Raw genomic sequence first — 13,410 nt, 5'->3', positions numbered from 1 at the left:
GACATCAAGAAGACGGCGGCGCTGGTGGAGGAGATCTCGGCGGCGTGCCGGGAGCAGGATGTCGGATCGGGTCAGATCAACCAGGCGATCCAGCAGCTCGACAAGGTGACGCAGCAGAACGCGTCGGCGTCCGAGCAGGTTTCGGCGACGTCGGAGGCGCTGGCGGCGCAGGCCGAGACGCTGCAGGCGACGATCACCTTCTTCCGGGTCGGCGAGGAGGCGGTCCCGGCGGCGCGCTCGCGACCGATCGACGGGGCGGTGTCGCAGCTGCGCGCCACGGCGTCGCGGATGGCTGCGTCCTCGGCGGCGGTGAAGTCGCCCGCCAAGGCACCGGCAAAGGCACCGGGCAAGGCATCGGTCAAGTGGGGCGCGGCGGCCCGCCCAGGGCGGGCATCCATGGGTGGGGGCGGCTTCGCCTTCGACATGAGCGACGAGCGCGACGCCGACTTCACCCGCGCCTCCTGACCGGGACGGGCCTGCGGGCGGTCATTTCCGCAGGCCTTGCCCGCACGCCCCGGATGTCTTGTCCCCTGCGCCTCACCAAGCTCCCGATGACCGCCCTGCCCCCACACGGGCGCTGGGTGCCGCCGGGGTGCTTCGTGAGGTGCACCGAGAGCCCAGGCAGCGGCCGCGGGCCTCGATCGAACACCTCATACCAACAGCCTAAGATGCTGACGCATCAGGCCGTTGAACCATCTCGAATTTTCGATTTCAAGCCGAAGGCTTGGCAACAATTCGAGAACGGGACCAAAGATCGTTTTCAACGACCGTTGGTATAACGGACGACTTTTCGCGATCGGGCGCCGCCTTCCGGGCGGACCTCAGGCAAGCCGGAGTGCCAGGATGTCGAGTGTGTGGCAGTATCTGACCCTCGGTCTCGGGCGCGAGACCTTCGGGATCGACATCGAGAACGTCCAGGAGATCCTGGATTACCGCGTGCCCGCCTCCCTGCCGCAGGCGCCCGCCTTCCTCGTCGGCATGATCGACGTGCGCGGCCAGAGCTACCCGGTGGTCGACCTGCGGACCAAGCTCGGCCTGCCGCCGGAGGCGCCGACGCCTGCGACCCGGATCATCCTGCTCAACGTGCCGATGGCGGAGCGAATTCTGCGCGTCGGCTTCGTGGCCGACCGGGTCTTCGAGGTGACCGAGCTCGACCGCGCCGAGATGGAGGCGGCACCCGAGGTCGGCGGGCGCTGGCGCTCGACCTACATCGCCGGCATCGGCCGGCGCGGCGACGCCTTCGTGGTGGTGTTCGACCTCGCACGGCTGATGGCGGGCGACGAGCCGGCGCTCGCCGGCCCCGCCATGGCCGCCTGAGGACCAGCATCCCGGTGACCACCACCCCCCTCCTATCGCAGCAGCTGAGCGAGCGTCACTTCCGGTCGATCGCCGAGATCGTCGAGGCGCGCGTCGGCATCCAGCTGCCATCCTCCAAGCGCACGATGGTCGAGGGGCGCCTGCGCAAGCGCGTGCGGGCTCTCCAGCTCGACAGCCTCGACGCCTATGCCCGCCACCTCTTCGACGAGGGGCGGCTGGTCGACGAGTTCGTGCACCTCGTCGATTGCGTGACGACCAACAAGACCGACTTCTTCCGCGAGCCGGCGCATTTCGATCTCCTGCGCGAGACGCTGGTGCCGCGGCTCTGCGCGCTGCCCGCCCATCGCGGCCAGCGCCCGTTCCTGAAGATCTGGAGCGCGGCGGCGTCCACCGGGGCCGAGGCCTATACCCTGGCAATGGTCCTGCAGGACATGATCGCGTCCGGCCACAGCTTCGATTACGCGATCCTCGGCACCGACGTCTCGACGGAGGTCCTGCGCGCCGCCGCCGACGGGATCTACTCGGACGAGATGCTCGCCGCGGTGCCCTCGCCGATCCGCCGCCGCTACGTCATGGCGGCCCGCGACCCCGCCCGGCAGATCGGCCGGATCGTGCCTGAAATGCGCCGCCGGGTGCGCTTTCGCCATCTCAACCTGATGGACGAGCGCTACGCCGTCGATCGCGACGTCGACGTCATCTTCTGCCGCAACGTGCTGATCTACTTCGACCGGACGACGCAGCGGGCGGTGCTCGAACGGCTCGCCAGCCACTTGCGCCCGGGCGGCTATCTCGCCGTGGGCCATTCCGAATCGATGTCCGTCGCCGGCGTCCCGGGCCTGACCCAGGTGACGTCGACGGTCTTCCGCCGCTGAGGGAACGCCCATGCCCGCCACCGTCCCGATCCGCGTCCTCGTCGTGGACGATTCGGCCTCCGTCCGGCAGACGCTCTGCCAGATCCTCGCCACGGCGCCCGACATCGCGGTCCTGGGCACCGCGGCCGATCCGTTCGTGGCGGCGCGCCGCATCCAGGAGGAGGTGCCCGACGTCATCATCCTCGACCTCGAGATGCCGCGGATGGACGGCCTCACCTTCCTGCGCAAGATCATGGCGCAGAAGCCGATTCCCGTGATCATCTGCTCGACGCTGACCGAGGCGGGATCGCGCATGCTGTTCGAGGTGCTGGAGGCGGGCGCCGTCGACGTGCTGCCCAAGCCCCGGATCGATACCCGCCAGTTCCTGGTCGAATCCTCCGTGCGGGTCTGCGACGCCGTGCGGGGCGCCGCCCGCTCGCGCCTGCGCCCGCGGCGCACGGTCCGCCAGACCGTCGAGGCCAAGCTGTCGGCGGATGCGATCCTGCCGCCGCCGGTCCCGACCCGCCGGGTGACGGGGACCGAGCCGATCGTCTGCATCGGCGCATCGACCGGCGGCACCGAGGCCCTGCGCGACGTGCTGGAGCTGCTGCCGGCCGCGTCCCCCGGCATCGTCATCGTGCAGCACATGCCGGAGCACTTCACCGCCGCCTTCGCGCGCCGGCTCGACGGGCTGTGCGCGATCTCCGTCAAGGAGGCGGAAAACGGGGATGCGGTTCTGCCCGGGCGCGCCCTGATCGCCCCGGGCGGGCGGCACCTGCTGCTCCAGCGGACGGGCGCGACCTACACGGTCGCGGTCAAGGACGGCCCGCTCGTCTCGCGCCACCGCCCGTCCGTCGACGTGATGTTCCGCTCGGCGGCGCAAGGGGCCGGCGCCAACGCGCTCGGCATCCTGATGACCGGCATGGGCGACGACGGCGCCAACGGCCTCCTGGAGATGCGCCGCGCCGGTGCCCCGACGATCGCCCAGGACGAGGAGAGCTGCGTCGTGTTCGGGATGCCCAAGGAGGCGATCGAGCGCGGCGCGGCGGCCAAGGTGGTCCCGCTCGACCGCATCCACCTGGAGATCCTGCGCTTCGGTGCGGCCCCGCCCCTGGGTCGCACGGCCTGAACGCGGCCAGCCTCAGGAAGAGACGAGAGCCATCGCGGTCCCTCGGTGGCCGGCGACGGCCTCGTCGCCGGTCCGTGCGCGGGCGTCGCGCCGGATCCGTCCGAGGGACCGACCGTGCAAGACCTTCGATCTCTCAAGAGCTTCAATCTCCGAAGCTGAGGCGAAGGATCAGGGGCGGCAGAACGATGCCTTTCCCCGGCGATGGAAAGGACGGTCGGGCCGGGGCTGGCGCCAGAAGGCCGGAGCCTGCTGAACCGGCCAGGTCGGGCGGGGTCCACACCCGTTTCACGGACGACCCGCGCTGCGTCATGATCGCGACCGTCGCGCCCGTGGGTCGATGGGTCGCCTGAGCCGTCACCTGCTGATCGCCCAAAAATTCCGGAATCGGCCGCATCGGATCGAAGCGGCCGCCGATGACGAGCACGGGAGCAGGGTTTTCCGACGTCGCCTCCCCGTAGGCGACGTGCAGCTCGTCCATAACTCGCTGTCGACGACCATCGCTGATATCGCCGTCCGTCAGCCAGACGGGGACGACATCGACGGGCGGCCAACTTTTATCCTGGCCTCTGAGACGAACGAAGCGGTACCGCTCCGGACTCTGCTCGAAGAGCGGGCCCGGATCGCCGTGAGCGTCGCGTGGAGCGGCCGCATCGCCGAAGGGTTGTCTCGACCCCGCATGCCAGCCGCTCCCGTCCAGCTTGACGGTTCTCGTGTTCCAGATGGCGAAATAAGTCTGAGCCTGATTCTCCTGCCGGGCAGGTTCCAGCTCGTAGCTCATCCCGTACTGGTCCCGAAGCATCCGCACCAGCCGCTGCGCCACGTGCCTGGGGCAGTCCGCCAGCACGTAGACATCGAGTGCGAGCTCCGACACGAATTTGGCATACTGCGACAGCAATGACGCGTTTTCGGATATTTCGTTTCCCGACCTCAAGAAGCCGATATCGAGATCTTGGGCCGACGTATAAAGCTTGTGAACCTGATTGATAGGACTTTCGTTTCGGTCCGACTGGCGGCCGAGCGCGCCGAAATAGCCGCCCAGCAGAGTATCGGTATGCTCGAAGAGCGAGAGAGCCGCGATCGCCTGCCGGCTGTCAGCCGTGATCTGAATGCGACGTTCGAGATCGGCCGCAACGGCTGACAGTTTGACGGCCAAGTTCAGATAATCCGCCGGATGGCCTCTCATGTCCAATGTCCCGGCAGGGGCAGGCTCGGCCCCGAAATGGAGCCCGACGCCCTGCCACCGGTTGTTGAACACGGGAGCGCCCGAGCTGCCGCCTTCCGTATCCGAAAGATATTTTAGAAGGAGACCTTGATCCTCATCGACCCGGTTGTCCTGGATCGTCACACATTTCGGCGATCCTTCTGGATGATGGATGAGATTGGCGGGCTCGCCCTTGCTGATATTGGACGAACCCCGACTGGCACGGACATGGCCGAAGACAGTGTCGCGACCGGTTGCGATCTTCACGAAAGTATAGTCCAGGCCCTCGAATTCGACAGTGTCGCTGGTGATGAAAAGGCCCGCGGGATCAAGCCGAACCGAAACGGGCGATCGTGAATTGCCTTCGATGTCGAGTTCGTAATTAAATATGCAAACGGATCTTTCCGCTTCTTCGAATGATGATATGACATGGTTGTTTGTCAATATCACGTTGGGCGAAACGAGAAAGCCGGTCCCGGGCCGGCCATCTTGTCGTTCGATCTTGCAGACCGGGCGGCCGGCGAGTGTTCCCTGCTCGAGCATGCTGAACGGCAGGAGGTCATTTCGTCCGTTGCCACGTTCCAGTTTGATGAGCTTCTGCTCCTCTGGCCCGCCCGCAGCCGCGTCCTGCGGTAGCAAGCGGTCCAGTCGGTTGCGCTCGCGAAAGACCGACAGCGCTTCGATCGGCAGGTTTGCCGACAGATCGGCTGCGATTCGCGGCACTTGCCTGAAAAGCTTCATCAAGCTTCCAGGCTGTGTCTTGACGGGGTTCGTCATGGTGTGTCCCTCACGCATGAGTGCGAGGAATGCCCGGGCTGCCTGCCATGAGTTCCGCGGTCGCCATGCTCCTGCTGAGTGTTTCGAGGGCGGCGAGTGCATCGACCCGGCGGAAGGTCAAGTTGGTGTGGTCGACGTTGTCATGCTCGTCGTCGCCATCGACAATAGACACGGCGCTGGAGCGCAGCCACTGAACGACATCGTCCACTGCGGGGAGACGGCCATGGGCGTTGACGAACAATTCCTGCAACAGCAAGACCACTCCGGCGACGACGGGCGTCGCCTGGCTCGTGCCGTGCTGGATCGACTCGCCGCGGTCGTTACTGATCCCGGACGAGCGGATCGGGGCGCCTGGCGCGAAAATATCGGTCGCCACCGCGCCCGCGACGCTGTCATGCAACCGCTGTGAGAAAGGCGTGATACGGTCCTCCCCCGTCGAGAAGGCCGTGGCCCCGCTATTATAGGAGAACGAGCCCTCGTTCAGATCATACACGGCACCGACACTGATCGTGTCACGGAATATCGCCGGATATGACATGCCTTGCTTGCTATTGTGAGTGTAATAATCATTCCCGGCGGCAACGCAACACGCGATGCCCTTTGCCTTCAACGACCTGATTCTTTCCTGGATTGCGTCGAGAGGAAACCCCGTATCGTTGATGTAATTGCCCGAGTCGCCGAGGGACATGCAGACGACCGAGACATTATGTTTCTCGCCGTTGTCAAGAAGCCATTGCAAGGCGTCCTTGATTGCCTCGAAGCTGCCGCCGCCCTCGTTCGACAGCACCTTCAAGGGAACGACATGGGCTCCCGGGGCGATTCCAACATGGTCCTTGTTTGCGCAAACGATGCCCGCCACGTTGGTGCCGTGGCCGTTTCCGTCCGAGACATTGTCGACGTCGCCGCCATCGTCCGAGGTGAAATTCCGTTGCGCGGCAACGCGCCCGTTAAAATCCACATGCGTCGTCCGGAGGCCGGTATCGAGAACCGCGACGGCCAAGCCTTTGCCGCTGACCTTGAAATGCTCCCGCCCGCGGCTCGCGCGAATCAGGCGGTCGGCCTCTACAATCTCCTTGAGCAAGGGTTTATCGCGCTGAACCGGCCTCTCCACCGGCGGAATCCTGCTTACGAAAAGGGGCTCCAGGTTGGGCATGTCCGTCTCCTGCTTCAAAGCTGCACGACGCGAAACCAGTGACAACCCTGCATATGTTCAAGATAGACTTGCACGACCTTCTCTCGCAGAAGAAAGGCCTCGCTTGCCCGGTCGGGCGCTGTCTCGGTCGTGGGCTGCAGAATCGAAGTCGTTGGCTGCGGCCGCTGTGTCCGATCTGGTCGAGAGGACGAGATGTTGCTCAACCATGCACGGCAGCCGCACCGAGACGCCCACCAGACCCTGTGTTCAAATCATTTTAGGTCGTACCGGCTATCAAAAGCGGTGGCTTTGTCTTTCATAATAATCGATCGTATATTTTCTGATATTAGATTTATAATATGGGACAATAATGAAATATATTTGAGGGGCAATTTGAATTAAAAATTGATGTCGAGAACAACTTTTCTTTATTATATACAATTTCATCCTGAGGTGTCGGCGATCGGAGATCGCGCACGATCTACGATCGACTGACCTCGAGGGAAGGCTCTAGAAACCTCTGCGATCCCTGGAGCCCCGCTTCGAGGCCCCCGTGGGTCGCACGCGATCTCCGATCGCCAGCACCTCGGGATGAGGTCGAGAATGGGAAAACCTTCGATTCCCGTCGAACAGATTCCGACAGCTTGCCGCAAGCGATGAATATATTTTTCAATAAATCAACTAATATCTCCCATAGCCGCCCTGATCGATCAACTCCCTTCAGTCGCCCCAGGTCGCGCGGCCGATTTGCATATCGTTGACTACAGTGTTGCTACTACGTTGCACGAGTGTCAAGCTTGAGTTTAAAAAAAATCATAGGCTCGGTCGGGCGGCCCAGCGTGACCTGGATCATTCGGGGGAGCATCGTGGCCGCGACGCTATTGGCAATCAATTGCAATTTTATAAAATCAATGATTCGCAAGCTGCAATAGATCGTCGGATCTTGATAATCCATGGATTAATTCATGTTTCAACCCTCATATTATCGCCGATTGCGGCGTGTGCAACGATCCAAAAATCGCCGATTTTATTGAGGTGTTTCAGTCAGAACAGAGGTGGGACGCTGTAGTAGATGCTACTCCAGGGCAATGTTGGTGACGAATCGCGATGCAATGCGCCGAGGCTTAACGATCCTGGCGCAGGCGACCGGATGGTTTGCCCCTCCATGCAGAACCGGTGGCCTCCGCCGGTCGCGCACCATCGCTCGCCGGAGGGCCGAGAGGATGGACGGTGGCCGGACGGCGGTGCCGGCCCGGCGTCATGTCCGGATATGCTCGTGTGGGTGCGGCTCCGGGCCGTGACCGTGGTCGCTGACCTCGATCAGCGCCGGAATGATCGAGAGGCTGTCGTGGCGAACGCCGCGCTGCGTCGCGACCTCGTCCGCGAAGGCGAGGATGTCCCGCACCCGGCCGCGCACCAGGAGCGTGTGCAAGGTGGCGGCGTGGTCGAGGGGGACCTGAACCTGAGCGATCACGAGGTCGTGCCGCCGCTGCTGCACCTCGGCCAGCCGCTGTCCCAGGTCGCGGATGCCGGCCTCGGCCACGAAGGTGAAGCTCGCGACGCAGGAGAGGTCGGGATCGCGCTGGCGGCGCGTCTCGGTGAGCCCGCGCCGGAGAAGGTCGCGCATCGCCTCCGAGCGGCCGGCATAGCCGCGCAGTTCGGCGACCCGGTCGACCTCCACCACGAGGTCGGCATCGAGGGTGACGGTGATCCGCTGCATCAGCCGGGAACCCCTGGAGAGGCTGGGAGAACGGCGTCGATCAGCTCGCGCGCGGCCGGGTGCGACAGCGCGAGGCCGGGGCGGCACGGCGCTTCGTCGACGATCCTCCCCTCGCTCAGCACCACGACCCGGTCGGCGAAGCGACGCGCCAGGCGCACGTCGTGGGTGATGAGGAGGAAGGCGGTGCCGTGCCGGCGGCGCAAGCCCGCGAGGCGATCGAGGATGTCGACCTGCCGCGGCGCGTCGAGGTTCGAGACCGCCTCGTCGAGGATCACTAGCGCCGGCCGGGTGGCGAGCGCCCGGGCGAGGCCGACCCGCTGCACCTGCCCGCCGGAGAGCTGGCCCGGCAGCCGGCCGGCCAGGGCGGGATCGAGACCGACCATCGCCAGAAGCTCGCCGACCCGCGCGGCCCGCGCCGGGCCCGCGAGATCGGTCAGGTGGCGCAGCGGCTCGGCCAGGATCCGCCCCACCGCGTGGCGCGGGTTCACCGCCGAGAGCGGATCCTGCAGCACCATCTGCACCGCGGCGCGGAACGCCTTGCGCCCGTCGCGGTCGAGCCCCGCGAGGGGGGCGCCGCGAAACAGCACCGCCCCGTCGTCGGGCGCCTCGAGCCCCAGGAGCAGGCGGGACAGCGTGCTCTTGCCCGAGCCGCTGCGGCCGATCAGGGCGACGCATTCGCCGTCCATGAGGCTCAGATCGATCCCGGTCAGGACGGTGCGGGGCGCGGCCCGCCCCCAGCCGGCCCCCGGATAAGCCTTGCCGAGGCCGCGGGCGGTCAGCAGGGCCGTCATCGGGGCACCTCGTACAGCGCGTGGTGGGCGGCAAGGAGGGCCCGCGTCGCCGGATGCGCGGGGTGCGCGAAGAGCGACGCCGCGTCGTTCGTCTCGACCACCCTCCCCTCCTCCATCACCGCCACCCGGTCGGCGAGGCGGGCGACGACGCCGAGATCGTGCGTCACGATCAGGAGCCCCATGCCCCGCTCGCGCACCAGCCCGGCCAGCAGGTCGAGGATGCCCGCCTGGGCAACGAGGTCGAGATCGGTGGTCGGCTCGTCGGCGATCAGGAAAGGCGCCCGGGTGAGGAGCGCCAGCGCGATCATCGCCCGCTGCAGCATGCCGCCCGACATCTGGAACGGGTAGAGCTCGGGCAGGTGCGGGTCGCCGCCGAGGCCGACCGCCGCCAGGGCCCGCTCCATCGACGCCCGCCCGGCCCGGCCGCGCAGCCCCGCTGCGGCCAGGGTCTCGCCGGCATGGTCGCCGATCGTGCGCAGCGGGTTGAAGGCGGTGCGCGGCGCCTGGAGCACGCAGGCGACCGCCCGGCCGCGCAAGGAGGCGGGCTCGGCCGGCGCGCCGTCGAGGAGGATCCGGCCGGCCCGGCGCCGCGTCCCCGGCGGCAACACGTCGAGGAGGGCGGCGCAGGCGAGGGACTTGCCGGACCCGCTCGCGCCGACGAGGGCCAGGACCTCGCCGGCGCGCAGCTCCAGGGTGGCGTCGCGCACCAGCGGGACCGGCTCGCCCCCGCGCCGGGCGTCCCGCCAGGTCTCGACGGCCAGTCCCTCGGCCCGCAGGATTCGGGCACTCACAGGCCGCGCCCCGCAACGAGGGTCGGGTCGAGGCGATCGCGGAGCGCGTCGCCGAGGCGGTTGAAGGCGAGCACCGCGAGGGCGATCGCCAGCCCCGGCCAGACGACGAGGAGCGGCCGGGTCCAGAAGAACGCGCGGGCGTCGTTGATCATCACGCCCCATTCCGGGGTCGGCGGCTGCACCCCGAGGCCGAGGAAGGACAGCCCGGCGACGTGCAGCGCCATGTGGCCGATATCCAGGGTCGCCAGAGCCGCGAGCGGCGGGACGATACCCGGCAGCACGTGCTCGGCGAAGATCGCGCGGGCGGGTGCCCCGGCGATCCGCGCCGCCAGCACGTAGTCGCGCGCCTTCGATTCGAGGACGAGGCCGCGCACGATGCGCGCGTACCAGGCCCAGTGCGACAGAACGATCGCCGCGACGACGTTGACGAGGCCGGTCCCGAGGGCGCCGATCATGAACAGCGCCAGCACGAAGGTCGGCACGGTCAGGAAGACGTCGCACAGGCGCATCAACGCCGCATCGATCCGGCCTCCCAGCATGCCGGCGAGGCCCCCGACCGAGACGCCGAGGGCGAGAACGAGGGCGAGCACCACCAGGACCGAGCCGAGGGTGGTGCGCGCCCCGGCTATCAGGCGCGAGAGGATGTCGCGGCCGAGATGGTCGGTGCCGAGGAGATGCACGAGGTTCGGCGCCTCGAAGCGCTGCGCGAGATCGACCGCGAGGGGGTCATGGGGAACGATGAAAGGCCCGACGAGGGCCAGGAGCGCGAAGCCCGCGGCGAGCGCGCCGGCGACGGCGACGGAGCGGGACCTGGGGGAGAAGCCGGCGGGGGTCATGCGGCGTCCTCGCCCAGGCGGATGCGCGGATCGAGCCAGGCATAGGCGATGTCGACCGCGAGGTTGCACAGCACGAACACCACCGTCATCACCAGGGTGAAGCACTGGATCACCGGATAGTCGCGGTCGAAGATCGCCGAGACCGCGTAGCGCCCCACCCCCGGCCAGGCGAAGATCGTCTCGACCACCAGGGCGCCGCCGAGCAATTCGCCGACATGCATCCCCGTCGCCGTGACGACGGGCACGAGAGCGTTGCGGAAGACGTGCCGGCGCGTCACCGCCCGTTCGGGCAGGCCGCGCAGCCGGGCGTAGAGCACGTGGCGGCCGCTCCCCGCCTCCAGCATGCTCGCCCGCAGGAGCCGGGCATTGACCGAGAGCGACATCAGGCCGATCGCCAGGGCCGGCATGACGAGGTGGAGCGCGGTGCCGCGCCCGAGCGGCGGCAGCCAGCCCAGCGTCACCGAGAAGGCGACGACGAGCAGGAAGGCGACCCAGAAATTCGGCAGCGAGACGCCGAGCACCGCGATCCCGCGCACCAGCCGGTCCTGCCACCCGCCGCGGTGCCCGGCCGCCCAGGCGCCGAGCGGAAAGCTCACCGCAAGGCTGACGGCGAGCGCCGTGCCGGCGAGTTCGAGGGTGGCGGGAAGGTAGCCGAGGAGTTCCGGCAGCACCGGCCGGCGGGTGGCGTAGGAGAGATCGAAATCCCCCTGCAGCGCCCGCCACAGCCAGTCGAGGTACTGCACCGCGAAGGAGCGGTCGAGGCCGAGCATCGCCCGGGCGTCGGCGAGCGCGGCATCGGTCGGCGGCACTTGCGACAGCCGCAGGTAGTCGAGCGCCGGGTCGCCGGGCCCGAGCCGCAGCACCGTGAAGACCAGGAGCGAGACGCCGAGCAGCATCGGCGGGATCAGCGCGAGACGCGCGGCAACGAAGCGGAGCATCACCGGTCTCCCCCGGTCGCGGCCGGCCGCATCGCGGAAAACGGGATCTCGTTGAGCGTCGCCCCGAAGCCCACGCCGGTGATCGTCGCGCGATGCACCTCGATCGCCACCGCATGGGAGATCGGCAGGTAGACCGCCGCCTCGTGGAGGGCGGTCAGGAGGCGAGTGTAAAGCCGCTTGCGCTCGGCCGGATCGGTGGCGGCGAGCGCCGCCGCGATGGTGGCATCGATCGCGGGCTTGTCGGGCAGGCCCCTCTGGGCCTGGTAGTCGGCATGCGAGGGCGCCCGCATCGCGCTGACGAAGGAGGCGGGATCGTAGGGCGGTCCCCAGGTCTCGCCGAAGATCAGGCCGAAGCGGCCGTCCTTCTGGCGAGAGAGAATCGCGCTCTCCTCCTCGCCGACCAGGCGCACGGCGATGCCGACCCGGGCGAGGTCGGCCTGGATCACCTCGGCGATCGCCTTCTGCTGGGCATTGGTGCCGACGAAGTCGAGCTCGACGGACAGAGCCCGTCCCGCCTTCGCCCGCGTGCCGTCGGGACCCCGCACCCAGCCGGCCTCGTCGAGGAGGCGTCCGGCCGCGGCCCGGTCGAAGCCGTGGGGCGTCAGCCCGGCATCGGCATCGGGGACGGTCGGGGCGAACAGGAAGTCGGCCCGGGGCTCGATGCCGTCGAGCACCGTGCGAACCAGGGTGTCCTTGTCGACGGCCCGATTGATCGCCAGCCGCACCGCTCGGTCGTCGGTGGGAAAGCGCGCCGAGTTGAGCGCGAGGACGCGTGTCGCGAAGGGCTTCGAGACCGCGGCGGAGAAGGCCGGTGCCTGATCGCGCAGGCGCAGGAAGGCTTCCGACGGGATCTGGCCGGCGGCGCCGTAGACGAGGTCGATCTCACCGGTCTGGAGGGCGATGGCACGGGTGTTGGGGTCCGGGATCACCTTGACGACGAGACGGTCGAAGGCCGGCTTCTCTCCCCAGTAGGTCGGATTGGCCGCGAAGGTATCGGAGATGCCGAGGCGCGTCTCGACGAGGCGCCAGGGACCGGTGCCGACCGGCGCCCGGATCCCGGCCGCCGTGGTCCCGCCCTCGCCGAATACGGCCGGCGACACGAAACGGAACGGCCGCGGCAGCGAGAGTTCCTTGAGGGTCGGGTCATGGGCCGCCTTCAGCACGAGGCGGAAGGCCAGTGGCCCGACGATCTCGGTCCGGTCGATCTGCCGCGTCAGGTCGAGCCATTCGTGGCGGGTGCGGTTGGCGAGGATCGCGTCGAAATTCGCCTTCACCGCGGCGGCATCGAACGGCGTCCCGTCGCTGAAGCGGATCCCGGGACGCAGGGCGAAGTCGTAGGTGCGGCCATCGGCCGAGACCGTCCAGGCCGAGGCGAGCCAGGGCTCCACCGTGCCGTCGGAGCGGAACCTCACGAGCGGTTCGTAGACGCTGGCCTGGGCGAACATCTGGTTGGGCGCGTAGAGATGGGGGTTCAGCGGGCCGACATTCGTCGGCCAGGAATAGGTGAGCTGCCGGCCGACGACGGGAGTGACGGTACAGGCCAGCAGCGCGGCAGCGGCGAGGCTCGCCAGCTTGGACATCGGGTCGTCCTGGTATGATGATCGTGACGGAAGTTCCTACGCCTTGATACGGCGATGGCTCCGGCCGCGCCAGCGGTGGCGACTGTTCCATCCGAAAGGCTTGAACGCGGCGCGCCGATACCCATCTGGGGTACACACCGGCCGCGATCCTTCGGGTCCCGGCCGTGTTGACAGGCGAGCCGGCTACCCTTAGACAGCCGCTCACCGACGGGGCGCCGAGACGAACGGCTCCACCCCGAAGGACTTCCCGAGAGACGACGAAGCAAGAGCCAGGGCAACCCGGCGCTGCTTTCCGTTCTCCGAAGGTTGAGATCCGGCTTCGACTGGATCGGCTCTTTGACAAGTTC

The 13,410-nt window shown here is 67.6% G+C and carries 11 protein-coding genes and 1 pseudogene; 4 read left to right on the top strand and 8 right to left on the bottom strand.

Annotated elements, in window-relative coordinates; all coding sequences use genetic code 11:
- The 4 genes and pseudogenes from VQ03_RS08290 to VQ03_RS08275 form a co-directional block, all read left to right on the top strand.
- Positions 1-465 (top strand): annotated as a pseudogene (locus VQ03_RS08290) (methyl-accepting chemotaxis protein); the annotation flags it as partial.
- Positions 466-843: 378 nt separating this feature from the next.
- A complete protein-coding gene (locus tag VQ03_RS08285; protein WP_048450410.1) occupies positions 844-1,317 on the top strand; it encodes a chemotaxis protein CheW in 474 nt (157 codons plus the stop codon).
- Between the two features lie 14 nt (positions 1,318-1,331).
- Positions 1,332-2,189 (top strand): CheR family methyltransferase, encoded by an 858-nt coding sequence (locus VQ03_RS08280; protein ID WP_048450409.1) that lies wholly within the window; start codon positions 1,332-1,334, stop codon positions 2,187-2,189.
- A 10-nt stretch (positions 2,190-2,199) separates the two neighbouring features.
- A complete protein-coding gene (locus VQ03_RS08275) occupies positions 2,200-3,297 on the top strand; it encodes a protein-glutamate methylesterase/protein-glutamine glutaminase (protein WP_048450408.1) in 1,098 nt (365 codons plus the stop codon).
- 142 nt (positions 3,298-3,439) lie between these two features.
- Here VQ03_RS08275 and VQ03_RS31665 read toward each other — a convergent pair whose 3' ends face one another.
- The 8 genes from VQ03_RS31665 to nikA all read right to left on the bottom strand — a co-directional run bounded on the left by VQ03_RS31665 (position 3,440) and on the right by nikA (position 13,063).
- Positions 3,440-5,275, bottom strand: a complete 1,836-nt coding sequence (locus VQ03_RS31665) for a trypsin-like serine peptidase (protein ID WP_167376067.1) — start codon at positions 5,273-5,275, stop codon at positions 3,440-3,442.
- Positions 5,276-5,285: 10 nt separating this feature from the next.
- Positions 5,286-6,428: a S8 family peptidase gene (locus VQ03_RS08265; protein WP_053078454.1), complete on the bottom strand. Its 1,143-nt coding sequence runs from the start codon at positions 6,426-6,428 to the stop codon at positions 5,286-5,288.
- Positions 6,429-7,665: 1,237 nt separating this feature from the next.
- Positions 7,666-8,127: a nickel-responsive transcriptional regulator NikR gene (nikR, locus tag VQ03_RS08260; RefSeq protein WP_048450405.1), complete on the bottom strand. Its 462-nt coding sequence runs from the start codon at positions 8,125-8,127 to the stop codon at positions 7,666-7,668.
- Positions 8,127-8,918: an ATP-binding cassette domain-containing protein gene (locus VQ03_RS08255; protein WP_048450404.1), complete on the bottom strand. Its 792-nt coding sequence runs from the start codon at positions 8,916-8,918 to the stop codon at positions 8,127-8,129. Before VQ03_RS08255 ends, nikR begins: the two co-directional genes overlap by 1 nt.
- Positions 8,915-9,709 (bottom strand): ATP-binding cassette domain-containing protein, encoded by a 795-nt coding sequence (locus VQ03_RS08250; protein ID WP_157064018.1) that lies wholly within the window; start codon positions 9,707-9,709, stop codon positions 8,915-8,917. The genes VQ03_RS08255 and VQ03_RS08250 overlap by 4 nt, the downstream gene beginning before the upstream one ends.
- Positions 9,706-10,545 (bottom strand): nickel ABC transporter permease subunit NikC, encoded by an 840-nt coding sequence (gene nikC, locus VQ03_RS08245; RefSeq protein WP_048450403.1) that lies wholly within the window; start codon positions 10,543-10,545, stop codon positions 9,706-9,708. Before nikC ends, VQ03_RS08250 begins: the two co-directional genes overlap by 4 nt.
- On the bottom strand, positions 10,542-11,483 hold the full coding sequence (gene nikB / locus VQ03_RS08240) for a nickel ABC transporter permease subunit NikB (protein WP_048450402.1): 942 nt from the start codon (positions 11,481-11,483) through the stop codon (positions 10,542-10,544). The genes nikC and nikB overlap by 4 nt, the downstream gene beginning before the upstream one ends.
- Positions 11,483-13,063, bottom strand: coding sequence for a nickel ABC transporter substrate-binding protein (gene nikA / locus VQ03_RS08235; protein WP_053078453.1), 1,581 nt, complete (start codon positions 13,061-13,063; stop codon positions 11,483-11,485). The genes nikB and nikA overlap by 1 nt, the downstream gene beginning before the upstream one ends.
- Positions 13,064-13,410: the final 347 nt, after the last annotated feature.

Origin of the sequence: Methylobacterium tarhaniae (assembly GCF_001043955.1) — a bacterium.
Lineage (GTDB): Bacteria > Pseudomonadota > Alphaproteobacteria > Rhizobiales > Beijerinckiaceae > Methylobacterium > Methylobacterium tarhaniae.
The sequence above is the reverse complement of the archived record's forward strand: the minus strand, read 5'-3'. Positions and strand labels throughout refer to the sequence as shown.